Raw genomic sequence first — 23089 nt, forward strand, 5'->3', positions numbered from 1 at the left:
TCCTCGTTTCCGGGCGGCGCCAAAGGCCTGCGCGGCCAACCGGCTCTGCGGGCATTTGTTCAAAAACGCCAGCGCCGAAGACGCCGCTGGCGCCGCGCGCGTCGATTCATCCAATCTTGCCAGTGGATTCGGACGGGAAGGCGGTTGCCGCGCGATTCTTCGTGTCCTAAGGTTCGGGTCAGCGCGGGGCAAGGGTTACACCGCGGGCGGCAGCAGGGGATCAGCGTCTTGGCCACAAAAAAACAGCACACCCGGCATCCCGCCGAATATTATACCGATCCCGAAAACAGCATCGGCTATCTGGCGCGGGTCGTGTTCCGCTCCTTCTCGCGGCTGCTGGAACGGCGCACGCTGACGCACGATGTGTCTGCGGGGCAATGGCGCTTTCTGCGGCAGTTATGGCGCGAGGACGGGATCACCCAGCGCGAACTCAGCGAACGCGTCGGAATGCGCGAGCCGACCACCGTCGTCGCGCTGAAGGGGCTGGAAAAGGCCGGGCTGATCACGCGCAAGAAAACCGAGGACGACCGGCGCAAGACGTTCATTTTCCTGACCCCGCATGCCAAGGCGCTCGAACTGGTGCTGGCGCCGATGAACGCCGAGATTCACGAGATCGCGACCAACGGCATGACCGACGAAGAGGTCGAAGTGCTGCAACGGCTGCTGCGGCGGTGTATCGACAATCTGTCCGACGAAACCCGCAAACTGTCGGTGCTTTCGGATGTGAAGGCGTGATGGTTCGAGGGGGCGGTTGCTTGGGCCGGAATGGCGAGTTTCGACCGATTTCGGATGGTGAGCAGAGTGTTCGCATTTCCCGATAGCGGACGTTCACCGCTTCAGGATTTTACACCGCATAGAAGTCTGACTGTGGCCGACCTTGTGCGGCGGCGTATGAGAAATCGACCATCCGTCGTCGGTCTTCCCAAAGTCGGCTAAGCAGATAAGAGCGTCGGGGGCTGTCTCTCCCATCACCTCTTTCGGACCACCATCTCGATGGAGCGCAAAAGAGCATCGCTGAACCGAACCGTCCTGAGAGCACGTTAGCTCTCGGATGTGCAGATCGGACGCTGTGTCGCTTCCGGCGTTATACCAGAGCGAGGCGAGCCAATTGCCGTTCCCGATCATGGCGTTCAACTGAAGGTCGGCCCAGATCGCGGACTGAAGCTGTCCCTTCAACGGCTCAGTGGGCGCAGTCAGGGAAGCTGCTAATGCTGTTAGTAGGAGGGCAAACATAGCCGATCGTAACCGATCCTATGTCTGCTATCCACAAGGCTTTACCGAAAGCCGCCAGACCGCTCACCACCCCATTTCGGCCATTTGAATGCCAATCTGGATGGAATGGCAGGAAACGACCGGAAGCTGCCCTACTTAACCCCGTTCGCATCGAGCGAAGTCGTGGTGTGAGGTCGAAGGGTGTCTCGACTTCGCTCGACACGAACGGATTGAGGGATGGCCTTTGACGACCAGTTGCAGACCTGAATGCGGTGTACCCCGGCGAAAGCCGGGGTCCAGGGCGTCATCACGCAAAGCCAGCTTTCCAACGCTCGGGGCCCCGGCTTTTGCCGGGGTACAGAAATGAGCAAACGTCCGCTCCCCGCCCCAAAACAGACGCCATCCCGCAATCTACATAACGGCCTTCGCAAAGGCGGTTGCCCATCTGCGGGACGATAGGTTAGTATACTAATTATTTTGTCCGGGAGGGAAAATGACCAGCCTAGCGGTAATCGTCGGCAGCACGCGCGAGGGATCGTATAACCGTGCCTTGGGAGACCTCGCCGCCGCAAGCCTTGCCGCGCATGGCGCGCAGGTGACCCGGGTCGATCTCGGGGTATTCGACCTGCCGCTCTACTCGGCGGCGCTCGAGGCCACTGCTTTCCCGCCCGATGCCTTGAAGCTGAAGGGCATCTTCGCCGTGCAGGACGGGCTGCTGTTCGTGTCGCCCGAATATAATGGCTCGCTGCCGCCGCTGCTCAAGAATGCGATCGACTGGGCGTCGCGGCCGACGGGCGACGAGGGGTTGGTGGCGCTGACCGCCTATCGCGGCAAGGCGGCAGCGATCATGTCGGCGTCGATCAGCCCGTTCGGCGGGCTGCGCGGCCTGATGCATCTGCGCCAGATCCTCTCGACGGTCCAGATGCTCGTCATCCCCGATCAGGTCGTGGTGCCCAACGCGCACGCGGCGTTCGATGCGGCGGGCGCACTCAAGGAGGCACTGCCGGCGTCGCTGGTCGACATGACCGCGGCCCGGCTGGTCGCGGTCGCGAGAGCGCTGGCGGCCTAAGCCGCTGCGGCGCGGCGCTTTTTCGGCGTCGGTTCGCGGGCGATATTGTCGCCCCAGTCGGCTTCGAGCGCCGCGAGCAGCGCGTCGAATTCTTTCTGGCCAAGCACGTCGGAAATCTGTGCGGTGAGGGCGTCCATCGCCTGCTGCGCATCGGCGCGCATCTGCGCGCCGAGGGCGGTGAGCGAGACGATCATGTGGCGCCGGTCCTGCGGATCGACGTCGAGCCGGACGATGCCGAGTTTGACCATCTGTCCGATCGTGCTGTGGATCGCCTGCCGCGACAGGCCCATGTTGCGCGCGATGTCCGACGGGCGCACGATGCCGCTGACGATGTTGGTCATCACCATCGATTGCGGCCGGTTGACGTCGGGCCAGCCATGATCGTGCAGCCGCGCCTGCAATCCTTCGTCGAGCCAGCAGAAGCGCTGGAACAGGGCGATGATGAGTTGGTTTTTACGCATGCGACGCCGTGTTCAATCCCCGCTTGCGGCCCCACGCCGACCACATCAAGCTAGAAGAGCGGTCACTGCGAAGCAAGGCGCAGCGGCGTTGCAAAGGCAAAATACTTAGGATACTATCTTTCTGTGAGGCGACCGGCACAGGCCGGCGCCGGCGAATGCGGGAGAGACGAACCAAGATGGACGGTTTGATGCAGGATGTGCCGCTGACGGTCGACCGGATCATCGACCATGCGGCGAACTGGCACGGCGCGCGCGAAATCGTCTCGCGCGATGCCGAGGGGCGGGTGACGCGGTCGACCTATGCCGACGTGCACGCCGCGGCGAAACGGGTGTCGAACGCTTTGGCTGCCGAGGGGATCGGGCCGGGCAACCGCGTCGCGACGATGGCGTGGAACGGCGCGCGGCACCTGGCCGCCTGGTACGGCGCGGCGGGGATGGGCGCGGTGCTCCACACGCTCAATCCGCGCCTGTTCCCCGAACAGATCGCCTATATCGCCAATCACGCCGGCGACCGCTTGCTGATCGCTGACCCGGCGACCGCCGATCTGGTCGAAGAATTGCTGCCGCAGGTGCCGTCGATCGAAAAGGTGATCTTCTTTTGCGACCGCGCGTCGTTGCCGCAAACCAGCTTTGCCGCGACCGCGTTCGACGACTGGATCGCCGGGCAGCCCGCCGAATATGTCTGGGGCGGGTTCGACGAAAAGACCGCGTGCGGACTCTGTTACACCAGCGGCACCACAGGCAATCCCAAGGGCGTGCTCTATTCGCACCGGTCGAACTATATCCACGCGCTGATGACGCTGCAGCGCGACGCGCTCGCGCTGTCGGCGCGTGACACGGTGTTGCTGGTGGTGCCGATGTATCACGCCAATGCTTGGGGGGTCGTCTATTCGGCGCCCGCCGTCGGCGCCAAGCTGGTGCTGCCGGGGCAGCGGATGGACGGCGAATCGATCTATCATCTGATCGAGGATGAGGGGGTCACTTACTCTGCCGCGGTGCCGACGGTGTGGCAGATGCTGTTGCAATATATGCAGGAAAACGGCAAAAGCTTCACGACATTGGAGCGGGTGACGATCGGCGGGTCGGCGTGCCCCGAATCGATCGTCCGCACCTTCCGCGACGATTATGGCGTCGACGTCATCCAGGGCTGGGGCATGACCGAAACCTCGCCGCTCGGCACGGTGTCGGTGCCCAATGCGTCGGTCGCGGCAAAGTCCGAGCCTGAGCAGATGGCCTATAAATTGAAGCAGGGCCGGCTGCTGTGCGGGCTCGACATGAAGCTGGTCGACGATGCCGGCCAGCGCTTGCCGCACGACGGCAAGACGCCCGGCCGCTTGATGGTCAAAGGCCCGACGATCGCGGCCGCCTATTATGGCGGCGAGGGCGGCGAGGTGCTCGACGACGAGGGCTTCTTCGATACCGGCGACGTCAGCACGATCGACGCCGAAGGCTATATGCAGATCACCGATCGCGCGAAGGATGTCGTGAAATCGGGCGGCGAGTGGATCAGCTCGATCGAGATCGAGAATATTGCGATGGGGCACGACGCGGTCGCCAATGCCGCGGTGGTCGGCGTCGCGCATCCGAAATGGGACGAGCGGCCGATCCTGCTGTGCCAGCTCAAACCCGGCGCGAAAGCCGCTGCCGCCGATCTGGTGCAATATCTCGACGGCAAGATCGCCAGATGGTGGATGCCCGACGACGTGCTGTTCGTCGACAGCATCCCGCTCGGCCCGACGGGCAAGATCGACAAAAAGGCGATCCGCGCGGGGCTGGAGGGGTACAAGCTGCCTTTTGAAGTCACCCGCTGACCAATATCATAATAGGAGAGAGACGAATGGACCCGAACGGGATCGAGGGACTGGACGCGCAATTCATCGGGCGGGTGTCGCCGACCGCGCCGCGCATTCAGGCGGGCGGGCATCCGTGCCAGGGCATCTATTGGACCGAAAGCGGCAAGCGCCCGAAGGTCGCGATCATCGCGACCCACTATAACGTCGATTTTTCCGAACATTATATCGCGCCGTGGTTCGCGCGGCAGGGCTTCGGCTTCCTCGGCTGGAACACGCGCTATCGCGGGGTCGAGGACCAGTTCCTGCTCGAACATGCGGTGCTCGATATCGGCGTCGGCATGAAGTGGCTGAAGGAAGAGGCCGGGGTCGAGCAGATCGTCATCCTCGGCAATTCGGGCGGCGGCTCGCTGATGGGCGCCTATCAGGCCGAAGCGATCGCGCCGACGCTCACCGACCGGCTGCCGCCCGTGGGGCAGGACGCGCTGGCCGAGCTGATCAAGGGCGACCTGTATATCAGCTTCAACGCGCATCAGGGGCGGCCCGAGGTGCTGACCGACTGGATGGACGCGTCGGTGGTCGACGAACATGATCCGGTCGCGACCGACCCGGCGCTCGACCCGTTCAACCCCTACAATGGTCCGCCTTATTCGGACGCCTTCATCGCCAAATATCGCGCCGCGCAGCGCGCGCGCAACCAGCGGATCACCGACTGGGCGAAGGCCGAACTCAAGCGGCTGAACGATGCGGGCATTCCCGACCGCATCTTTCCGATGTTCCGCTGCTGGGGCGATATTCGCTGCGTCGATCCGACGATCGATCCGTCGGATCGCAAGCCGAACTGGTGCTATCGCGGCGACCCCGCGGTCGCCAACCGGACGCCGAGCATCGGCCGCGCCAACACGCTGAAGACCTGGCTCAACATGTGGAGCCTCGAAACCTCGCCGTGCCAGGGGCAGCCGCATCTGGCGAAACACGACACGCCGGCGCTGGTCGTGCAGGGAATGGCCGATACCGGCGTCTTTCCGAGCGACGCGCGCAAGATTTTCGACTTCCTCGGCTCGACCGACAAACAGATCGAACTGATCCCCGGCGCGCATTATTTCGAGGATTCGGTTGAAGAACGGCGGAATGCGGCGGATCTTGTGGGCGGCTGGATTCGGGAGAAATTGTAAGTGGCAGCGGCCGACGCCGACATCATCGAAGGATTGCGCGGCGCCGGCCTGATCGATGACGGCGAGGTCGTGCTCGAGCCCTTGACCGGCGGCGTGTCGTGCGACGTGTGGAAGGTCGCGACGCCGTCGGGGCCGATCGTCGTCAAGCGTCCGTTGCCGCAACTGCGCGTCGCCGCCGAATGGCTCGCCCCCGTCGAGCGCGGGATCAGCGAGGTGCGCTGGCTGCGCCGCGCGCGCGGGGTCGATCCGCGCCTCGCGCCCGAAGTGCTCGCCGAACTTGCGGACTATAGCTTTGCGATGCGCTTCCTGCCCGGCTGCCCGGTGTGGAAGGACGAGCTGATGGCGGGCCGGGTCGATGCCGCGTTTGCTGCACAGGTGGGGCAGGGGATCGCGGCGATTCACGCCGCCACGGCGCATAACGAAACCGACCGCGCCGCCTTCCCCAACGACGCGATGTTCCGCGCGCTGCGCGTCGATCCCTTCCTGCTGTATGTTGCGCAGCATGATGCAGCATTGGCGCCCGCGCTGACCGCGCTCGCGGACGACCTTACATCGCGCAAGATCGCGCTGGTCCATGGCGACGTCAGCCCCAAGAATATCCTCGTCAGCACGGGCGGCCCGGTGTTCCTCGACGCCGAATGCGCGGTCTATGGCGACCCGGCGTTCGACCTTGCCTTTTGCACCACGCACCTGTTGCTGAAAGCGGTGTGGTCGGGCGAAGCGCGGCTGGGCGACGCCGCCGCTGCGCTCGTCGCCGCCTATCGTGCCGGCATCGACTGGGAGGGTGCCGATGATCTGCTGCTCCGCGCCGGCCAGCTCACCGCCGCGCTGCTGCTCGCGCGGGTCGAGGGCAAGTCGCCCGCGCCCTACCTGACCGACCCCGATCACAAGAATATCGTGCGCGATCAGGCGCGGGCGCTCATCGGCGCGCCGCAGCCGATCGACACGCTCGTTGCCCACTGGAAAAGGACTTAACATGCCATCGCCCATCGTTTCGGTCACCGGTCGCCAGCTCTGGGATTCGCGCGGCCGCCCCACGGTCGAGGCCGAAGTGAAGCTCGCCTCGGGCGCCATCGGCCGCGCCGTCGCCCCCGCGGGCGCTTCGCGCGGGGCGCATGAAGCGATCGACCTGCGCGACGGCGGTTCGGCGTTCGGCGGGTATGGTGTGAACGGCGCGGTAGCAGGGATCGGCGCCGAGATTGCGGGGGCTATCGCGGGCATGGACGCGCAGGACCAGGCCGCGGTCGACGCCGCATTGTGCGCGCTCGACGGCACCCCGAACAAGGCGCGACTGGGAGCGAACGCCATCGTCGCGGTGTCGATGGCGGTGCTCCACGTCGCCGCCGCCGATGCGCGGCTGCCGCTGTGGCGCTATCTTGCGGGCGACGCGACGGTGCGCATCCCGCTGCCCGAAATCCAGATCTTCGGCGGCGGCGCGCACGCCGGGCGGCGCACCGATGTGCAGGATTTCATGATCATGTGCCCGACGGCGGGCAGCTTTCGCCGCGCGCTCGAAATCACCGACGATGTCTACCGCGCCGCGGGTAAGCTGATGGAGGCCAAAGGCCCGCTGTCCGGGGTAGCCGACGAGGGCGGTTGGTGGCCCAATTTCGCGTCGAACGAGGATGCGCTGGATACGCTGACGCGTGCGATCGAGGCGAGCGGGCACCGCGCCGGCGAGGATGTGTTCATCTCGCTCGACATCGCGGCGAACGAACTCGGCGATGCCGACGGGTACAGCCTCGCGCTCGACGACCGGCGCCTGTCGGGTGAGGAAATGGCGGCGCGGATTATCGAATGGACGCGCGCCTATCCGGTCCTGTCGGTCGAGGATCCGGCGGGGCAGGACGACTGGGCGACGATGGCGGCGGTGACTGCGGCGATCGGCGACCGGGTGCAGATCATCGGCGACGATGTGCTGGTCACCAGCGCCGACCGGGTTGCACGCGCCAGCGACGCTGCGGTGTGCAACGCCGCGCTGATCAAGGTCAATCAGGTCGGAACGGTGACCGAGGCGAAGGCGGCGCTCGACGCCGCGGTGGCGCACGGGTGGGGCGCGATCGTCTCGGCGCGCTCGGGCGAGAGCGAGGATGTCACCATCGCGCATCTCGCGACCGGCTGGAATGCCGGGCAGCTGAAAGTCGGCAGCTTCACGCGGTCGGAACGCATGGCGAAGTGGAACGAGATGCTGCGGATCGAGGAAGCGATGGGCGGCGATGCCGATTTTGCGGGCTTTTCGGCCTTTGCCGGGGCGATCGGACGGGTCGCCGCATGATCGTCCTCCACGCGCGCCCGAGCCCCGGTTTTCGCGAGGCGGTCGATGCGATCTTCGGCGCTGGCGTCGTGACCCATGTCGACGAGGCCGAACCGCTCGATGCCGTCGCGCCCGACATCACCGCGCTGCTCCATGTGCTGACGCCGGTCACCCCCGAGTTCATCGGCTCGACGCCGAGATTGAAGCTGATCCAGAAACTCGGGGTCGGGGTGAACACGATCGCGCTCGACGCGGCGCGCGGGTCTGGGGTCGCGGTGTGCAACATGCCCGGCACCAACAGCCAGGCGGTCGCGGAGATGGCGCTGTCGCTGATGATGGCGGTGCTGCGCCGCACCTGTTTCTTCGACGCGCGGACGCGGGCGGGCGAGGGGTGGACCGCCGACCCGTCCGAACTCGACCGCGTCGGCGAAATCGGCGGGCGCACCGTCGGGCTCGTGGGCTTCGGCAATTCGGCGCAGTTGCTCGCGCCGGTGCTTGCGGCGCTGGGCGCGAAGGTCGTTTATACCGCGCGCAGCCCGCGCGACGTGCCCTATGAATTTTGGCCGCTGGATCGGCTGGTGGCGGAGAGCGACATCGTGTCGCTGCACATCCCGCTGACCGACGAGACGCGCGCGAGCATCGATCCGCTGGCGATGAAGCAGGGCGCGGTGCTGGTGAACACCGCGCGCGGCGAACTGGTCGACGAGGCGCGGCTGGTCGAGGCGTTGACGTCGGGACACTTGCGCGGCGCCGGGCTCGATGTGTTCGCCGAAGAGCCGCTGCCGCGCGGCAATCCGTTGCTCGGCCTGCCGGGCGTGGTGCTCGCGCCGCATATCGCTTGGCTGACTCCAGAAACGCTCGTGCGCAGCCTGACGGTCGCGCAGGAAAATTGCCGCCGGCTGGTGGCGGGTGAGGCGTTGCTGCATCGCGTCGTTTAGCCGCCACCCGCTATTCCGTTCGTGCTGAGCTTGTCGAAGCACCGTTCTTCCTCGACTGCCGCCGAAAGGAAGAACGTCCCTTCGACAAGCTCAGGGCGAACGGAGTGATTGAAACGAAAGCGCTTTTATGTCGACCCTCCCCATCGTCCTCATCACCGGACAGCTGCTGACCGATGCCGTGTGGCAGCCGTTGCTCGAAGCCTGGCCCGACCGCGAGGTGATCGTCGCCGATAACCGCAGCGACGATACGATCGAGGGGTTTGCGCAGCGCCTGCTCGACAACGCCCCACCGAAATTCGCGCTGGTCGCGCATGCAATGGGCGGATTCGTCGCGTTCGAGGTGATGCGCCGCGCGCCCGAGCGCGTCGCGAGGCTCGCGCTGATCTCGACCCTCGCCTCGGCCGACGGTCCGGCGCAAACCGCGCGGCGGCAGGGCTATATCGACCTGGTGACAAGCGGCCAGTTCGACGAGGTGGTCGAGGAGCGCATCCCGATCCTGTTTCCCGAACACCAGCGCGGCGACGAACGGCTGCTCGGCATCGCACGGCGAATGGCGGCGGACACCGGCGCCGAGACCTTCCTCGCGCAGCAGCGCGCGATCATGGCGCGCATCGACAGCCGGCCGCGGCTGGGCGAGATCGCGGTTCCGACTTTGCTGATCTGGGGCGAGCAGGACGGCATCACCAGCCGCGCGCATCATGAGGAGATTCTGGACGCGATCCCCGGCGCAAGGCTTGAGGTGATCGCGGGGGCCGGGCATTTGCCGACCGTGGAGGCGCCCGAGGTGGTGCTGCCGTTGCTGACGGATTTTATCGACGCCTGATTCCCCTCCCTTCTTCAGGGAGGGGTTAGGGGTGGGTGGCCGCAGACGTTCTTGTTGGCCGCATACCCACCCCGCTGCGACTAACGAGCAAGCTCGCAAGTCTCGCACCCCTCCCTTTCAGGGAAGGGAGATCGCTATTTCAACTCCGCCCTAACCATCGCGGCGCCGTCGACCATCGCCTTCAGCTTCGCCTGGCTGTGGGCGCGGCTGTGATATTTCATTCCGCAGTCGGGGGCGATCCACAGCCGTTCGGCGTCGATATAGCGTAGCGCCTCGCGGATGCGGCCGGCGACGACCTCGGGGGTCTCGACGTCGGGGATCGACAGGTCGAGCACGCCGTACATGATCGTCTTCGTCGGCAATTCGGCGAGGATCGCGGGGTCGAGCCCCGGCTGCGCCGCCTCGATCGAAATCACGTCGATTGCCGACGCTTCGAGTTCGGCAAGGAAATCATAGGCTTTGGGCTTCGGTCCCGTCGCGCCCGCGCCGTGGTGGACCATCGCATAGCCGAAGCAAATGTGGAGCGCGGTCGTCCCGTCGACGCCGTCGAGCGCGCGGTTGATCGCCTCGATCGCATAATATTCGGCTTCGTCGGCGCGTGCCTGCAAATAGGGTTCGTCGAGCTGGACGACGTCGACCCCGGCAGCGAACAGATCCTTGACCTCGGCGTTCACCGCATCGGCATAATCCATCGCGAGCGATTTGGCGTCAGGATACCAGCCATTCTCGGCCTGCTGCGTCATCGTGAAGGGGCCGGGCAGGGTGAGCTTCACCGGCTTGCTCGAATGGCGGCGCAGGAAGGCGGCGTCCTGCGCCTCGATCGGCGCGACGCGGCGGATCGGGCCGGAGACGAGCGGCACCGGATTGGCGTTGCCGGTGCGGTCGATCGCGGTGCCGTGCCGCTCGCGGTCGATCCCCGACAAGGCCGTCGCCAAGCGGTTCGAATAGCTTTCGCGGCGCATCTCGCCGTCGCCGACGATGTCGATGCCGACCTCTTCCTGATCGCGGATCGCCATCAGCGTCGCGGCCTCCTGGGCGTCGCCCAGCCAGGGTTCGGGAATGCGCCACAGCGTCTCGGCCCGCACGCGCGGGGGCAGGCTGGTTTTCAGTTTTTCACGGTCGATCAGCCAGTCGGGCTGGGGGTAGCTTCCGACGATGGTTGTCGGCAAGATGGGGTGGTCGAACAAGGCCTGTCCTCTCGATTTTTTGGGCTGGCCTGTAATTACTTAGTATTCTATCTAATTCAAGCAAAACAGGACCGAGGGAGAGGGACATGATCGATCTGGACGCCATCCAGACGCTCGCCGACATACCGGCGGCGCAGGCGCGGGTGCGCGGCGAGGCGGTCGCGGTGAAGTTCGGCGCGCGCGAGACGAGCTTTGCCGCGCTCGACGCGCGGTCGAACCGGGTCGCGCGCGCGCTGATCGCCGCTGGCGTCGCGCCCGGCGAGCGCGTGTCGGCACTGACCAAGAACCACGACAGCTGGTATCCGCTGTTTTTCGGCACCGCCCGCGCGCGGGCCTGTTTCGCGCCGATCAACTGCCGCCTCGCGCCCGCCGAGATCGGTTTCATCCTTGGCGATGCGGGGCCGAAGCTGCTGTTCGTCGGCGAGGATTTCTTTGACTGCGCGCTCGCCGCGGTGGCCGGGCTCGCGGCGCCGCCACGGCTCGTCGCGCTCTATGGCGAACATCCGGCGTTCGAGCCGTTCGAGGCGTGGCTGGGCGACGCCGCGGACACGCCCCCCGCCGATCGGCCGCAGCTCGCCGACGATGTGCTGCAACTTTACACCAGCGGCACCACCGGGCTGCCCAAGGGCGTCGTGCTGACCAACCGCAATTACCGCACCTTCCTCGAGGCCGCGACGCAGGTGGACGGCTTTGCCTATGGCGAGGACGAGACGGTGATGATCGTCATGCCGCTGTTCCATGTCGCCGGCACGAACGTCAGCTTCTCCGGCCTGGCGCAGGGCGGACGTCTGGTCCTGATCAAGGATTTTACTGCCGCCGATGCGGTGCGGATGATGCGCGAGGACGATGTCGCGCACGCCTTCCTCGCCCCCGCGATGATCCAGATGATGCTGCTCCAGCCCGACGCGGCATCGGCGCCCTACCCGGCGCTGAAGTCGATCGCCTATGGCGCGTCGCCGATCGCCGAAGATGTGCTGCGCCGGGCGCGGACCACCTTCGGCTGCGACTTCGTGCAATTTTACGGGATGACCGAGTCCGCCGGCGGCGGATCGTATCTGTCGCCGCAAGCGCACGACATCCCGGGCAAGCTGACCTCGTGCGGCAAGCCCTGGCCGGGCGCCGACATGGCGATTCTGGACGGCGCGGGCGAAGAACTCGGCGACGGCGAAATCGGCGAGATCGCGATCCGCGGCGGTATCGTGATGAAGGAATATTGGAACCGCGCCGCCGCGACCGAGGAGACGCTGGCGGGCGGCTGGCTCCACACCGGCGACGTCGGCTATCGCGATGCCGACGGCTTTTATTACGTCCACGACCGGATCAAGGACATGATCGTGTCGGGCGGCGAGAATGTCTATCCCGCCGAGGTCGAGAGCGCGATCATGGGGTGCCCCGGCGTCGCCGACGTCGCGGTGATCGGCGTCCCCGACGACAGATGGGGCGAGAGCGTCAAGGCGCTGATCGTGCCTGCCGCCGGCGGCGCGCCCGACCCCGCCGCCGTCATCGCCTGGGCGCGCGAGCGGATCGCCGCCTATAAGGCGCCGAAAAGCATAGAGTTCATCGACGCGCTGCCGCGCAACCCGTCGGGCAAAGTGCTGCGCCGCGAACTGCGCGCGCCCTATTGGGAAGGGCGCGATCGCGCGGTGGGGTGAGCCGCGCAGGTCTGGTTTTGGGGTGGGGAACTGACGTTCGCCCTCGCCCGTCGGGAGAGGGATACGCAGGCTTGGTTGCGCAGCAACCTAGCCGAAGTTGGGTGAGGGGATCACCCTAGCCTGCGAAAGCTAACATCATACACCCTCACCCAACCCTCTCCCAAGGGGAGAGGGCTTTATGTCCACCAACACTCACCACCCGCCAGTCCCGCAAAAAAAGCCCGGCGTTTGCGCGCCGGGCCAGGAGGAGTTGACTGGGAAAGTGGTTATTCGGCCGGAACCGGCGTCCGGCGGGTGATCATGCCGTCGGCCTTGGTGCCGTCGGCGCGGACCGGGTCGTGGGCGACGTCGCTGTCGTCGAACACCTTGGTCCACGCGGCAAATTCCAGGCAGACGCCGTCGGGGTCGAAGAAATAGACCGAGCGCACGAACACCCCCTCGTGCAGATCGTCGGACGACTGGGCGGGGCTGTCGTCGTGGTTGAGCTTCTTGGTGACCTCGACGCCCTTTTCGACCAGCCGGTCGTAATATTCATCGAAGCGTTCGGCGGGCACGTTGATCGCGATATGGTTCATCGATCCGTGCGCCGACATGAAATTGCCCTTGGTCGGCAGCGCCTCGGGCGCCGACACGCCGGGAACAGCCTCGGGAGCGCCCGGAAACCAGAAGAAGGCGAGGGCATCGCCGTTGCCGATGTCGAAGAAGAAATGCTGGCCGCGGCCGCCGGGCAGGTCGATCGTCTTGGTCAGCGGCATGCCCAGGATGTCGCGATAGAATTCCACCGTCCGCGCCATGTCCTTGCACACCAGCGCCAGATGATTGACGCCGCAAAATTCGAATTCCTTGTTTGTCACAGCCATGATCCGTCTCCTTCAATATTTGCTGGCGCCGGCACTCGGCCGGGCGTTGATGGCGTCGAACCACCGGAGGATATTCGTAAAGCGGGGGTCGATCGGCTGTCCCACCGACGCCCCGAAATCGAGGAAGGCGAACAGCATCAGGTCGGCGAGCGTCAGCCGGTCGCCGGCGATGAAGTCGCGCCCCGCGATCAGCGGATCGAGCCATGCGATGCCGTCCTCCGCGCACGCCTTCAGCCCCGCCGCCGCTTCGGGCAGACAGCGCATTCGGGGTTCGAACAGCGGCAGCCCTTCGGCAAAGCGGAAACCGTTGGTCAGCGGCTCGCATATCTTGAGGTCGATGCGCCGGACCCACATCCGCGTCGCGGCGCGCTCTTCGGCGGTCGTGCCGATCAGCGTCGGTTCGGGATAGCGCTCGTCGAGATATTCGCAGATCGCGGTGATTTCGGTCAGCACCGACCCGTCGTCGAGTTCGAGCGCCGGGGTCTGGCCCGCAGGATTGACCGCGACATTATAGGGTGCACGGCGATTTTCGCCGCCGCGCAGATCGACCGTGACCGTCGGCAGTTCGATGCCCTTTTCGGCCATGAACATCGTCACGACGCGCGGGTTGGGGCCGATGCTGGTATAATATTTCATGCCCATCCTCTCCCGACCGATATACTCTGCTTTGGCGCATTCGTCAATTAGATTGACGGTTATTCCTTGCGCTGCGGCGCGCTGAGGAAGTCGGCGGCGCTGAAGCCTTCGGGGGCTGCAACTTCGACGATCGGGTCCTCGCGCGCGTCATATTCCATGCGCAGCGCGCGGGTGATCACCGCGTGCATGTCGTACAGGCAGGTGATGTAGGTGAATTCGAAAATCTGCTCGTCGTTCCAGAAGGTCTTGAGCTTGTCGAAGACCTCGAGCGGCACCCGCCCCCCGGCTTGGCTCAGGCAGTCGGCATAGGCGAGCACGGCGCGCTCCTGCTCGTCATAACAATCGGCGACGGTCCAATAGGCGATGGCCGCGATCTTCTCTTCGCTGACCCCCAGCCCGCGCAGCGACTTGCAATGCTGCGAGAAAACGAACTGGCTGCCCTTGACCCAGCCGGCGCGGGTCTGGCCAAGCTCGCGCAGCACCGGGTCGATCGTCCGCGCCGGGTTGCGATAGACCGCAAAGCCCTTGACCGCATGTTCGAAGATGTCAGGCGACAGCGCGAACACCGTCCACCAGTCGCCCGGCGTGCCGGTCGCGGTGCCGGGTTCGGCGACCGGGTCGCGCTCGCCGAACAGGCGGTCATAATAGGCAAGCACCGTTTCGTCGGTGACCTCGGCGCGGGGAACCTGGCGCAATACGGGCATATTCTACTCCTCAGGCGTTCGCATATTTGCGGAAATTCGCGACGTGCGCCGAATCGAAATATTCGTCGAGGCGGGTGATCTTGCCCTCCGCGACCGTGCAGATGATCGCGCAGGGCAGGCGGACCTCGACATCGTCATGGGTGCGCTTGCCCTTCAGGACATGCTGCTGGACGAAGCCGCCGGGAAAGACGGTCAGCCGGCGGTCGGCATATTCGCGGTCCTTGATCCGCGCCACCATGCCGGCCAGCGTCTGTGCGGTCTGGTCGCGCGTGACGATCAGCTCGTCGGTGTTGTGCCAGATCGCGGCATCGGGGGCGAAGCTTTCGCGCATCGTCTCGATATCGCCCGCTTCGATCGCGTCGAAGAAGCGCTGCGCCATTGCGCCGATGTCGTCCTGCTCTGCCATGATGCTCTCCTTAAACTTTTGCGCCGAACATGCGGCCGCCGTTGGCCGCGATCAGCCCGTCGATGTCGTCGCCGCGATAGGCCGGATCGGCCGAAGGACCGAAGGCCGCCAGCATATCCTGCGTCACCAGCTCGGCCATCGCTTTCCATTCGGGATGGGTGAAAATCCAGTAGTCGCCCGCCTCGATCGCCTGCACGACGCGCGCGCCGACCTTGTCGGGCGCCATCCCGCCCGCCAGCACGCCCTGCATCGCCTGGCTGGTCGTGGCGGCCTGGCCGGCCTCAACTTGGGCCGGGCGCAGGTCGCGCGTCGTCTCGACGATCCGCGTCGCGGTCATGCCCGGCATCAGCACCGAAATGTCGACGCAGCTTCCGGCGAGTTCGTTGCGCAGCGCCATCGCGATGCCCAGCGTCGCATATTTCGAGCTGATATAGGCGACCGAAATCGGCGGCGGCACGATCGCCACCATCGACGATGTGATGACGAGATGGCTGGGCTCGCCCGACGCCTTCATGTCGGCGAGGAAGGTGCGGCAGGCGTAAAGATGCGCGTGGGCGTTGACCGCATAGTTCCAGCGCCAGACGTCGGTGTCATACTGCTCGAAGGGACCCGAGCCGCCACCGACGCCGGCATTGCTGAACAATATGCGCACATCGCCGAAAGCGTGCGCCTTTTCGCCTGCCGCTGCCCAGCTCGCTTCGCTTGTGACGTCGAGCTGGATACCGATCGCGTCGCCGCCGCTGCCGCGCAATCGGGCGGCGGCATCCTCGACCCGATCGGCGTCGATGTCGGCGAGGATTGTGCGGGTGCCTTTCGACGCCAACGCTGTGGCCGTGGCAAAGCCCAGCCCGCTGGCGCCCCCGGTGATGAAGGCGGTCTTGCCGGCGACGTCGGTCATTCGGCGAAGTCCTTTTCCAGGTGGCGCGTCATCGCATATTGCGCGATCCCCGCGGCGGCGGCGAAGGGCATCAGCGCCATCAGCGCCCAGCGGAGACTATCGTCGCCATAGCCGGGCTTGAGCGCGTCGCTGACGATGCCCGCGAACAACGGCCCGAGCCCGAGCCCGACGATGTTGAACATCAGCATCAGCACGGCGGCGGCGGTGGCGCGGCTGCGCGGCGGGGTCAGGTTCTGGACGAGCGCGAGCGCCGGGGCGACATAGGCGGTGCACGCGGCCATCGGGACGAGCATCAGCGCCAGCGACAATTGCCAGCTGTCGACGAGCAGCGCGGCGATGAAGGTCGGGATCAGCACCGCGGTGGCGAGCGCCGGGATGGTGCCATAGGCGCGCGCCGAGGTTTTGGCGCGGTGACTGACCAGCCAGCCGCCGCCGAGGATGCCGATGCCGAAGGTGATGCCCGCGGCGGGGCCGAACCAGGTCGCCATCGCCTCCAGCGGCATCTTTTGGGTCCGCATCAGAAAGGCGGGGATCCAGTTGAGCATGCCATAGCTGACGAAGGCGGCCAGCCCGCTGCCGATCATCACCATGCGCAGCGACGGACGGCGGATGAACATCGCCAGGCTCTGGCCGAACGGGACCACTTCGTCGGCGGGTTTGTGCAGGTCCATCTGACCGCGCGCCGGTTCGCGCACCAGCCAGATCAGCAGCGGCGCGACGAGGATACCGACGAGGCCGATGACCAGAAAGGCGTTGCGCCAGCCGATGTGCGCCGCCGCCCACGCCCCGAAGGTCGCGCCGACGAAGACGCCGAACGGGCCGTTGCAGGTGAACAGCCCGATCGCCAGCGGGCGCTGTGCCGGCGGGTACAGGTCGGCGATCACCGACAGCGACGGCGCGGTGCCGCCCGCCTCGCCAGCGCCGACGCCAAAGCGCATCAGCGCGAGCTGCCAGAAATTCGACGCCAGCCCGCAGGCTGCGGTGAAGCCGCTCCACACGACGCAGGCGATGCCGATCAGCTTGATGCGGTTCCAGCGGTCGGCGATCATCGCGACGGGAACCCCCATCGCCGCGTAGAAAAGCGCGAAGGCAAGGCCGGTGAGCAGACCGAACTGGGTGTCGCTGAAATCCATTTCGGCGCGGATCGGTTCGACGAGCACCGACAATAGCTGGCGGTCGACGAAGTTGATCGTGCCGACCACGAACAGCATCGCCAGCGCGAGGTTGCGGCGCAGCGCAAGCCCGCTTTCGGGCGCCGGTGCGCCGGCGTGGACGGCAGTGGCCTCGGTCATAACTCTCCCCGGGATGCGCGAGTCTTCTCGCTCGAAAAATACTTAGGTATTTAAGTTTATCTGTCAACGTGCTTTACGGTAGCGACAAGCATGGTGGGAGAGAAACGGATGGATATCAACGGCAAGCAAGCGATCGTCACCGGCGCAGCGAGCGGCATCGGCCGTGCGACCGCGACGATGCTGGCGGCGCGCGGCGCGGCGGAGATCGCGCTGGTCGATGTCAACGCGGCGGGGCTGGCAGAGACCGCGCGGCTGGTTGAAGCGGGGGGCGCGCGGGCGACCGTCCACCGGCTCGATTTGTCGGATATTCCTGCCACCGAGGCCTGGTTCCGCGCCCATGGCGACGTCGACATCCTCCACAACAATGCCGGCGTCGTGTCGGGCCTGCCGCAATTCCCCGACGTCGATGCCGCGCGCATCCAGTGGATTATCGACGTCAATATTACCTCGCTGGTCGCGGCGACGCAGATCGCGGTGCAGGCGATGCGCGCGCGCGGCGGCGGGGTGATCGTCAACACCGTCTCGACCGTCGCGCTCGGCACCGGCTTCTACGACGCGATGTATGCGACGACCAAGGCGGCGGTGATGATGTTCACGCGCTGCTGCGCGCCGCTGAAGGACCAGTGCAACGTTCGCGTCGCGGGAATGCTGCCCGGACTCGTCGCGACCCCGATCCTCGACACCACGGGGGCGGGCGGCAAGTCGGAGTGGATGGAACAGGTGCTCGCGAACAATGAGGCGTGCGCGCCCGAGGATATCGCGGGCGGGGTGGTGAAGCTGATCGAGGACGACAGCCTCGCCGGCGGCGACTGGGTCGCGGTGCGGCGGCTGGACGGCAAGGTCGAATATCAGTGGGGGCATGCGGATACCGTTTAATCCCCTCCTGCAAGCGGGAGGGGAGAAATAACTACCCCTTCGGCGCTTCCAGCATATTCTTCCCGAACAAATTCGACCATTGTTCCTCGGTCAACACCGGGCGCGCGCTCGACAGGTTGGCGGCATTTTTGACGTCGGTGCCCGCGATCACCGCGGGCCGCTCGCCGATCCGCGCGAACCAGTCGACAACGGCGGGGTAATCATCGAGCGTCAAGCCGATCGCCCGGATCGCGCGCGTCCACGGCCAGCACGCGATGTCGGCGATCGAATATTCGCCCGCGAGATAATCGGCCTCGGTGAGGCGGCCGTTCAGCACGTGGAGCAACCGCAGCGTTTCGTTGCGATAGCGTTCGATGGGATAGGTCTGTCCTTCGGGCGCATAGCGGATGAAATGATGCGCCTGGCCCTGCATCGGGCCGAAACTCGCCATCTGCCACATCAACCATTGCTGCGCCTGGCTGCGCCGCCGTGGGTCGCTGGGGAGCAACCGCCCCGACTTCTCGGCCAGATAGAGCAGGATCGCCCCACTTTCGAACACCGCCAGCGGCGCGCCGCCGCCGGCGGGGTCGTGATCGACGATGGCGGGCAGGCGGCCGTTCGGGTTGATGCGGCGATATTCGGGGGTGAGATGGTCGCCCGCGAGCATGTTCATCGCGAGCAGGCGATGCGCCAGCCCGACTTCCTCGAGCATGATCGACACTTTGTGGCCGTTCGGCGTCGGGGTGAAATAGACGTCGATCATCGGCTGTTCCTTTTCGCAAATATCGCCCGCGCCGCGGCAAAGGCGTCGTCGAACGCCGCCTTGCCGGCGGGATAGCCGACGACGGCCAGCGTTACCCCGGCAATCTTCCAGCCGTCGGCGCGGACCAGATGGTGGGTATAGCGGCCGATCAGGTCGCCCATCCGCGTCGCGCCATCGACGGCGACGAAATGCGCCGCATCGACGATGCTCGTCACCGTCGCCCGGTCGTCATCGATTGTCACGGCGATATTCGACAGCCGGTGCGCGGTGGCATCGAAACCCTCCAGCGCCCGGCAGCGGTCGGTCCATTCGTCGGCGGCAATCGGGCCGGTCAGCGAGCCGATCGCGCCATAGTCGATCACGATTGTGTAGGTGAACAGCGCGCGAAACGCCGCCCAGTTGTGCGCGTCGAGCGCGCCCGCATAGCAGCGCACGACCGCCGCCGCCGCTTCCCGGTCCAGGAAAGCGTCGACGGCGGTCGCTTGCCGGGACATCGGCCTAGAACTTCACCCCGGCCTCGATCGCCAGGCTGCGCGCGGGTTCCAGATAGTGGATCGATCGCGTCGTGTTGGTGATCGGGAAGGGCAGGCGGAACACGCTGCCCGCGGTCAGCTTGTTGGTCAGGTTGCGGCCGACGAAGGCCAGGTGCCAGCGGTCGTCGGGATCGCCGAGCTGGACGCGCAGGTCGACCTTGGCATAGCCGCTCTGGCGCCCGAAGACCGGGTCCTGCGTATCCGAGTTGAAATAGCCCGAGCGGAACGAGACCACGCCGGTCACGTCGAGTTCGAGCGCCGACGAGATCGGCACCCAGCTGTGTGCCTGGATGCTGCCCGAAAAGTCGGAGACATAGGGCAGCGGCGATCCGGCGATATTGTTCGCGGCGATGCTCGCCGGGCTTGCCGGGTTGCATTCACTGACCGGCTGGCTGGCGAGACACGCCGCACCCGGATAGTCGAGGTAGCGGATGTCCTGATAGGCGAGCGAGGTGGTGACGTCGAAATTGCGCGACGGCTTCAGCGTGAAGGTGCCCTCGATACCCGTCGAAGCCGCGCTCGCGGCGTTTCCGGTCTGGTAGGTCGAGGTCGTCGGGTTGTAGACCGACACCTGCAGATTGCTGAACTTGGTGTCATAGACCGACACGTTCGCGGTGATCGCGCCGAACTGCGCGCGCACGCCGCCTTCGATGTTGCGCGATTTTTCGGGCTCATACTGGAAGGTCGCGTCGGTGGTGCCATAGGTGTTCGACACGAAACCGCCCGATTTCGACCCGCGGCCATAGGTCGCATAGACCATGATGTCGTCGGTGATGTCGAATTGCGCGGTGATCGACGGATCGACGTTGTTTTCCTTGCGCTTGCCCTGCGCCTGGGTCAGCGGGCGCAGGTTATAGGGGCCATAGATGCGCTCGCCGTCGAAGGTCGCTTCCTTCATCGTACGGGTGTAGCGCAGGCTGCCGATGAAGCGCAGCGCCTCGGTGGCATTCCACGTCGCCTGGCCGAACGCCGAATAGGATTCGGTCTGCTGGTCGAAGAAGGTGTGGAGCAGGCCGAAATAGGTCAGCGCGCTGTTGTTGATGTTGAAGCCGCCGAACTGGTCGAGATGATAGTCGGAGGTGTCGTAATAGGCGCCGACGATGAACTCGATCGGCTGCCCGGCGGGCGATGCGAGGCGGATTTCCTGCGAGAACTGGTCGAAATTCTCGGGATAGCTGTTGTAGGTCGAGTTGGTCGTGACCCCGCCCGGCGGGTTGGGCAGCGTCTGGTCGAAGCCGTTGACCATCGCCGAGTCATACCAGCTGTAGCCGGTGATCGAGGTCAGTGTATAGTCGCCGAGCTGCAGGTTCGCGGTGGCCGACGCGATCAGCGTTTCGCCGCGAATGCCCTCTTCGCCCAGCGCCGCATCTTCCAGGAAGCGGTCCTGGCGCAGGCGCGGCGCGAGCGTAGCGGAGTCGGAGACGGTGACGCCGCCCTTGATGTCCTGGTTGCCATATTCGATGCGCGCAGTCAGGTCGAAGTCGGGGCTGGGTTCCCACAAAGCGGTGAAGCGGACGAGCTGCTGCTTGGTCTGCGGGTTTTTCTGTCCGGTGGCGCGGTTCAGGATATAGCCGTTGTTGTCGACCACCCGTCCGGCGAGGCGGACGCTGAGCGTGTCGGAAATCGGGCCCGACACATGGCCCGAAACCTGGAAACCGTCATATTCGAAGTCGTAGCTGCCGACCAGCGCCGCTTCGAGGTCGCGGGTCGGCGCCGCCGACACGACGCTGATCGCGCCCGCCGCGGTGTTCTTGCCGAACAATGCGCCCTGCGGGCCGCGCAGCACTTCGACGCGGGCGATATCGAAAAAGGGTGCCTGCGTCTGGCGGCTGCGCCCGGCGTAGACGCCGTCGATGTACAGGCTGACCGCCTGGTCGAACGAGAAGTTGGCCGGCGGCGAGCCGAAACCGCGGATATAGATGACGTCGTTGCCCGCGGTCGTCTGGACCGCGACGTTGGGAACATAGGATGCCATGTCGGCGAAATCGTTGACGCCCATTTCCTCGATCGTGTCGCCGCTGACGACTTCCATCGAGATCGGGACGTCCTGGATGCCCTGTTCGCGCTTTTGCGCGGTGACGATGATTTCGTCGTTGGCAAACTCGTCGGCCGGCGCGCTGTCCTGCGCCATCGCCGGCGCGGCGCAGCCGATCATCGCGGCAACCGCGACGCCCGACAGCAGGAATGGATTAAAGGTCTTCATGTGCACCCTCCCAATGATCAATATGCTGGCGGTAGGAAGGCGCACAATGCGATCTTCATCCGTCAATCTGATTGACCCTTAGTATACTAATGGTTTTAAGCTTGTCCATAGCTTTGCAGGAGGATTCGCACCGTGACCCACGATAATATCGACGGCCCGCCGCCCGCGCTCGCCAGCCGCTTCCTGTGCACCGCCGAGTTCGAAGTCGCCGGCGGGATCATCGGCATCGGCGCCTCGCCGTTCGGCGACCAGCGCCTGGGCTATGTCACCGGCGGCCGCTTCTTTGGGCCGCTTATCAACGGCATCATCCTTCCCGGCGGCGGCAACTGGTCGCGCAGCGGCCGGCTCGGCGGCGACACGTCGGTGGGCACGTTCGACGCGCGCGCGGTGTGGCAGACCGATACCGGCGAGCTCGTCTATCTCAGCTATGGCGGGCGCAGCGTCATCCCCGACGATGTCCGCGCCGAATTTGCCGACCCCGATGCGCCGCCGGTCGATCCGTCGCGCTATTATCTGCGAATCGCGCCGGTGTTCGAAACCGCGAGCGAAACGTTCGGGTGGCTGAACGGCGTGCTCGCGGTCGGGATTGGCGAACGCACCGACTTTGGCGTCCGCCACCAGATCTATGCGGTGCGCTGAGATGATCGACCTTCATTATTCGGCGACCCCGAACGGGCAGAAGATCGCGATCATGCTCGAAGAGATCGGCGCGCCACACCGCGTCATCCCCTACGACATCTTCGAGGGCGACCAGCTCAGCGCCGCATTCGGCCGGATCAATCCCAACCACAAGCTGCCGGCGATCGTCGACCGCGCGCCGGCCGACGGAGGCGATCCGGTGACGGTGTTCGAATCGGGCGCGATCTTGCAATATCTGGCCGAAAAGAGCGGGCGGTTCCTGCCCGCTGCCGGCGCGCCGCGCGCCGCGACGCTGTCGTGGCTGACCTGGCAGGTCGCCGGGCTCGGTCCGATGGGCGGGCAGGCGAGCCACTTCCTGCGCTACGCCCCCGCGGGGCAGGACTATGCCGCAGCGCGCTACACCAACGAACTCACCCGCTTGCTGACGGTGCTCGAACGGCGGCTGGAAACCAGCGCCTATGTCGCGGGCGACGATTATACGATTGCCGACATCGCGATCTGGCCGGGCCGTGCCTCGGCCTTCGTGCTCGGACTCGGGCTTGAAGAATGGCCGGCGATGCACCGCTGGTTCGAGCGCGTCGGCGCCCGCCCTGCCGTCGCGCGCGCGATGGCGCGCGAGGATCTGAAGGCGCCGGCGAAATATGTCGGGCGCCATCAGCAGCTGGACGATCGCGAATGGTCGAACATGTTCGGCGATGCCAACCGCGCGGCGGTGCGCGGGGATTGAGATTGCGGCCGG

At 65.7% G+C, this 23089-nt stretch carries 23 protein-coding genes; 12 read left to right on the forward strand and 11 right to left on the reverse strand.

What is annotated here, in order from left to right:
- Window positions 1-228 precede the first annotated feature (228 nt).
- Together HEQ22_RS05400 and HEQ22_RS05405 are read left to right on the forward strand one after the other, a co-directional pair.
- Window positions 229-735: a MarR family winged helix-turn-helix transcriptional regulator gene (locus tag HEQ22_RS05400; RefSeq protein ID WP_432770173.1), complete on the forward strand. Its 507-nt coding sequence runs from the start codon at window positions 229-231 to the stop codon at window positions 733-735.
- Window positions 736-1705: 970 nt separating this feature from the next.
- Window positions 1706-2281, forward strand: coding sequence for an NADPH-dependent FMN reductase (locus tag HEQ22_RS05405; protein ID WP_432770174.1), 576 nt, complete (start codon window positions 1706-1708; stop codon window positions 2279-2281).
- Here HEQ22_RS05405 and HEQ22_RS05410 read toward each other — a convergent pair.
- Complete coding sequence (locus tag HEQ22_RS05410) at window positions 2278-2742, reverse strand: MarR family winged helix-turn-helix transcriptional regulator (protein ID WP_432770175.1); 465 nt, start codon at window positions 2740-2742, stop codon at window positions 2278-2280. The genes HEQ22_RS05405 and HEQ22_RS05410 overlap by 4 nt on opposite strands.
- Before the next feature lie 176 nt (window positions 2743-2918).
- On the opposite strand from HEQ22_RS05410, the gene HEQ22_RS05415 reads away from it, so the two are divergent.
- From HEQ22_RS05415 to HEQ22_RS05440, 6 genes are all read left to right on the forward strand, one after another.
- Window positions 2919-4553 (forward strand): long-chain-fatty-acid--CoA ligase, encoded by a 1635-nt coding sequence (locus tag HEQ22_RS05415; RefSeq protein WP_432770176.1) that lies wholly within the window; start codon window positions 2919-2921, stop codon window positions 4551-4553.
- Window positions 4554-4579: 26 nt separating this feature from the next.
- On the forward strand, window positions 4580-5707 hold the full coding sequence (locus HEQ22_RS05420) for an alpha/beta hydrolase (protein ID WP_432770177.1): 1128 nt from the start codon (window positions 4580-4582) through the stop codon (window positions 5705-5707).
- Window positions 5708-6682, forward strand: a complete 975-nt coding sequence (locus HEQ22_RS05425) for an aminoglycoside phosphotransferase family protein (RefSeq protein ID WP_432770178.1) — start codon at window positions 5708-5710, stop codon at window positions 6680-6682. It begins immediately after the preceding gene.
- A 1-nt stretch (window position 6683) separates the two neighbouring features.
- Window positions 6684-7982, forward strand: a complete 1299-nt coding sequence (gene eno / locus HEQ22_RS05430) for a phosphopyruvate hydratase (protein ID WP_432770179.1) — start codon at window positions 6684-6686, stop codon at window positions 7980-7982.
- Window positions 7979-8899 (forward strand): NAD(P)-dependent oxidoreductase, encoded by a 921-nt coding sequence (locus HEQ22_RS05435; RefSeq protein ID WP_432770180.1) that lies wholly within the window; start codon window positions 7979-7981, stop codon window positions 8897-8899. The genes eno and HEQ22_RS05435 overlap by 4 nt, the downstream gene beginning before the upstream one ends.
- Window positions 8900-9026: 127 nt before the next feature.
- Window positions 9027-9722, forward strand: a complete 696-nt coding sequence (locus HEQ22_RS05440) for an alpha/beta fold hydrolase (RefSeq protein WP_432770181.1) — start codon at window positions 9027-9029, stop codon at window positions 9720-9722.
- Window positions 9723-9856: 134 nt separating this feature from the next.
- Here HEQ22_RS05440 and HEQ22_RS05445 read toward each other — a convergent pair whose 3' ends face one another.
- A complete protein-coding gene (locus HEQ22_RS05445) occupies window positions 9857-10909 on the reverse strand; it encodes a 5-methyltetrahydropteroyltriglutamate--homocysteine methyltransferase (protein ID WP_432770182.1) in 1053 nt (350 codons plus the stop codon).
- Window positions 10910-10995: 86 nt separating this feature from the next.
- Here HEQ22_RS05445 and HEQ22_RS05450 point away from each other — a divergent pair, with 86 nt between their 5' ends.
- Window positions 10996-12561: a long-chain-fatty-acid--CoA ligase gene (locus HEQ22_RS05450; protein WP_432770183.1), complete on the forward strand. Its 1566-nt coding sequence runs from the start codon at window positions 10996-10998 to the stop codon at window positions 12559-12561.
- Window positions 12562-12827: 266 nt separating this feature from the next.
- On the opposite strand, the gene HEQ22_RS05455 is transcribed toward HEQ22_RS05450, so the two are convergent.
- From HEQ22_RS05455 to HEQ22_RS05480, 6 genes are read right to left on the reverse strand one after another with little or no spacing between them, the layout of a single operon-like run.
- Window positions 12828-13421, reverse strand: a complete 594-nt coding sequence (locus HEQ22_RS05455; protein WP_432770184.1) for a VOC family protein — start codon at window positions 13419-13421, stop codon at window positions 12828-12830.
- Between the two features lie 12 nt (window positions 13422-13433).
- The gene (locus HEQ22_RS05460) at window positions 13434-14057 is read right to left on the reverse strand and encodes a glutathione S-transferase family protein (RefSeq protein ID WP_432770185.1); all 624 of its coding nucleotides are present in this window, start codon (window positions 14055-14057) and stop codon (window positions 13434-13436) included.
- A 59-nt stretch (window positions 14058-14116) separates the two neighbouring features.
- The gene (locus HEQ22_RS05465) at window positions 14117-14761 is read right to left on the reverse strand and encodes a carboxymuconolactone decarboxylase family protein (RefSeq protein ID WP_432770186.1); all 645 of its coding nucleotides are present in this window, start codon (window positions 14759-14761) and stop codon (window positions 14117-14119) included.
- Window positions 14762-14771: 10 nt separating this feature from the next.
- Window positions 14772-15167: a nuclear transport factor 2 family protein gene (locus HEQ22_RS05470; RefSeq protein ID WP_432770187.1), complete on the reverse strand. Its 396-nt coding sequence runs from the start codon at window positions 15165-15167 to the stop codon at window positions 14772-14774.
- Window positions 15168-15177: 10 nt separating this feature from the next.
- Window positions 15178-16065, reverse strand: coding sequence for an SDR family NAD(P)-dependent oxidoreductase (locus HEQ22_RS05475; protein WP_432770188.1), 888 nt, complete (start codon window positions 16063-16065; stop codon window positions 15178-15180).
- Window positions 16062-17357, reverse strand: a complete 1296-nt coding sequence (locus HEQ22_RS05480) for a spinster family MFS transporter (RefSeq protein WP_432770189.1) — start codon at window positions 17355-17357, stop codon at window positions 16062-16064. The genes HEQ22_RS05475 and HEQ22_RS05480 overlap by 4 nt, the downstream gene beginning before the upstream one ends.
- Before the next feature lie 108 nt (window positions 17358-17465).
- Here HEQ22_RS05480 and HEQ22_RS05485 point away from each other — a divergent pair, with 108 nt between their 5' ends.
- Entirely contained in the window at window positions 17466-18233 is a 768-nt protein-coding gene (locus HEQ22_RS05485; RefSeq protein ID WP_432770190.1) for an SDR family NAD(P)-dependent oxidoreductase, read from the forward strand.
- A 31-nt stretch (window positions 18234-18264) separates the two neighbouring features.
- Here the strand turns inward: HEQ22_RS05485 and HEQ22_RS05490 are convergent, their stop codons facing one another.
- The 3 genes from HEQ22_RS05490 to HEQ22_RS05500 are packed head-to-tail and all read right to left on the reverse strand — an operon-like array spanning window position 18265 to window position 21711.
- On the reverse strand, window positions 18265-18975 hold the full coding sequence (locus HEQ22_RS05490; RefSeq protein WP_432770191.1) for a glutathione binding-like protein: 711 nt from the start codon (window positions 18973-18975) through the stop codon (window positions 18265-18267).
- Window positions 18972-19469: a nuclear transport factor 2 family protein gene (locus HEQ22_RS05495; RefSeq protein WP_432770192.1), complete on the reverse strand. Its 498-nt coding sequence runs from the start codon at window positions 19467-19469 to the stop codon at window positions 18972-18974. Before HEQ22_RS05495 ends, HEQ22_RS05490 begins: the two co-directional genes overlap by 4 nt.
- A 4-nt stretch (window positions 19470-19473) precedes the next feature.
- Window positions 19474-21711 (reverse strand): TonB-dependent receptor, encoded by a 2238-nt coding sequence (locus HEQ22_RS05500; protein WP_432770193.1) that lies wholly within the window; start codon window positions 21709-21711, stop codon window positions 19474-19476.
- Window positions 21712-21843: 132 nt separating this feature from the next.
- Here HEQ22_RS05500 and HEQ22_RS05505 point away from each other — a divergent pair, with 132 nt between their 5' ends.
- Window positions 21844-22350: a DUF3237 domain-containing protein gene (locus tag HEQ22_RS05505; RefSeq protein ID WP_432770194.1), complete on the forward strand. Its 507-nt coding sequence runs from the start codon at window positions 21844-21846 to the stop codon at window positions 22348-22350.
- Between the two features lies 1 nt (window position 22351).
- Entirely contained in the window at window positions 22352-23077 is a 726-nt protein-coding gene (locus HEQ22_RS05510; protein WP_432770195.1) for a glutathione binding-like protein, read from the forward strand.
- Window positions 23078-23089: the final 12 nt, after the last annotated feature.

Origin of the sequence: Sphingopyxis sp., assembly GCF_050916055.1 — a bacterium.
Taxonomy (GTDB): domain Bacteria; phylum Pseudomonadota; class Alphaproteobacteria; order Sphingomonadales; family Sphingomonadaceae; genus Sphingopyxis.

Coding starts and splice junctions, on each gene's coding strand:
- HEQ22_RS05450 (WP_432770183.1), top strand. CDS start 10,996: ATGATCGATCTGGACGCCATCCAGACGCTCGCCGACATACCGGCGGCG.
- HEQ22_RS05480 (WP_432770189.1), bottom strand. CDS start 17,357: ATGACCGAGGCCACTGCCGTCCACGCCGGCGCACCGGCGCCCGAAAGC.
- HEQ22_RS05460 (WP_432770185.1), bottom strand. CDS start 14,057: ATGAAATATTATACCAGCATCGGCCCCAACCCGCGCGTCGTGACGATG.
- HEQ22_RS05405 (WP_432770174.1), top strand. CDS start 1,706: ATGACCAGCCTAGCGGTAATCGTCGGCAGCACGCGCGAGGGATCGTAT.
- HEQ22_RS05470 (WP_432770187.1), bottom strand. CDS start 15,167: ATGGCAGAGCAGGACGACATCGGCGCAATGGCGCAGCGCTTCTTCGAC.
- HEQ22_RS05465 (WP_432770186.1), bottom strand. CDS start 14,761: ATGCCCGTATTGCGCCAGGTTCCCCGCGCCGAGGTCACCGACGAAACG.
- HEQ22_RS05485 (WP_432770190.1), top strand. CDS start 17,466: ATGGATATCAACGGCAAGCAAGCGATCGTCACCGGCGCAGCGAGCGGC.
- HEQ22_RS05475 (WP_432770188.1), bottom strand. CDS start 16,065: ATGACCGACGTCGCCGGCAAGACCGCCTTCATCACCGGGGGCGCCAGC.
- HEQ22_RS05410 (WP_432770175.1), bottom strand. CDS start 2,742: ATGCGTAAAAACCAACTCATCATCGCCCTGTTCCAGCGCTTCTGCTGG.
- HEQ22_RS05510 (WP_432770195.1), top strand. CDS start 22,352: ATGATCGACCTTCATTATTCGGCGACCCCGAACGGGCAGAAGATCGCG.
- HEQ22_RS05435 (WP_432770180.1), top strand. CDS start 7,979: ATGATCGTCCTCCACGCGCGCCCGAGCCCCGGTTTTCGCGAGGCGGTC.
- HEQ22_RS05495 (WP_432770192.1), bottom strand. CDS start 19,469: ATGTCCCGGCAAGCGACCGCCGTCGACGCTTTCCTGGACCGGGAAGCG.
- HEQ22_RS05420 (WP_432770177.1), top strand. CDS start 4,580: ATGGACCCGAACGGGATCGAGGGACTGGACGCGCAATTCATCGGGCGG.
- HEQ22_RS05415 (WP_432770176.1), top strand. CDS start 2,919: ATGGACGGTTTGATGCAGGATGTGCCGCTGACGGTCGACCGGATCATC.
- eno (WP_432770179.1), top strand. CDS start 6,684: ATGCCATCGCCCATCGTTTCGGTCACCGGTCGCCAGCTCTGGGATTCG.
- HEQ22_RS05490 (WP_432770191.1), bottom strand. CDS start 18,975: ATGATCGACGTCTATTTCACCCCGACGCCGAACGGCCACAAAGTGTCG.
- HEQ22_RS05440 (WP_432770181.1), top strand. CDS start 9,027: ATGTCGACCCTCCCCATCGTCCTCATCACCGGACAGCTGCTGACCGAT.
- HEQ22_RS05500 (WP_432770193.1), bottom strand. CDS start 21,711: ATGAAGACCTTTAATCCATTCCTGCTGTCGGGCGTCGCGGTTGCCGCG.
- HEQ22_RS05455 (WP_432770184.1), bottom strand. CDS start 13,421: ATGGCTGTGACAAACAAGGAATTCGAATTTTGCGGCGTCAATCATCTG.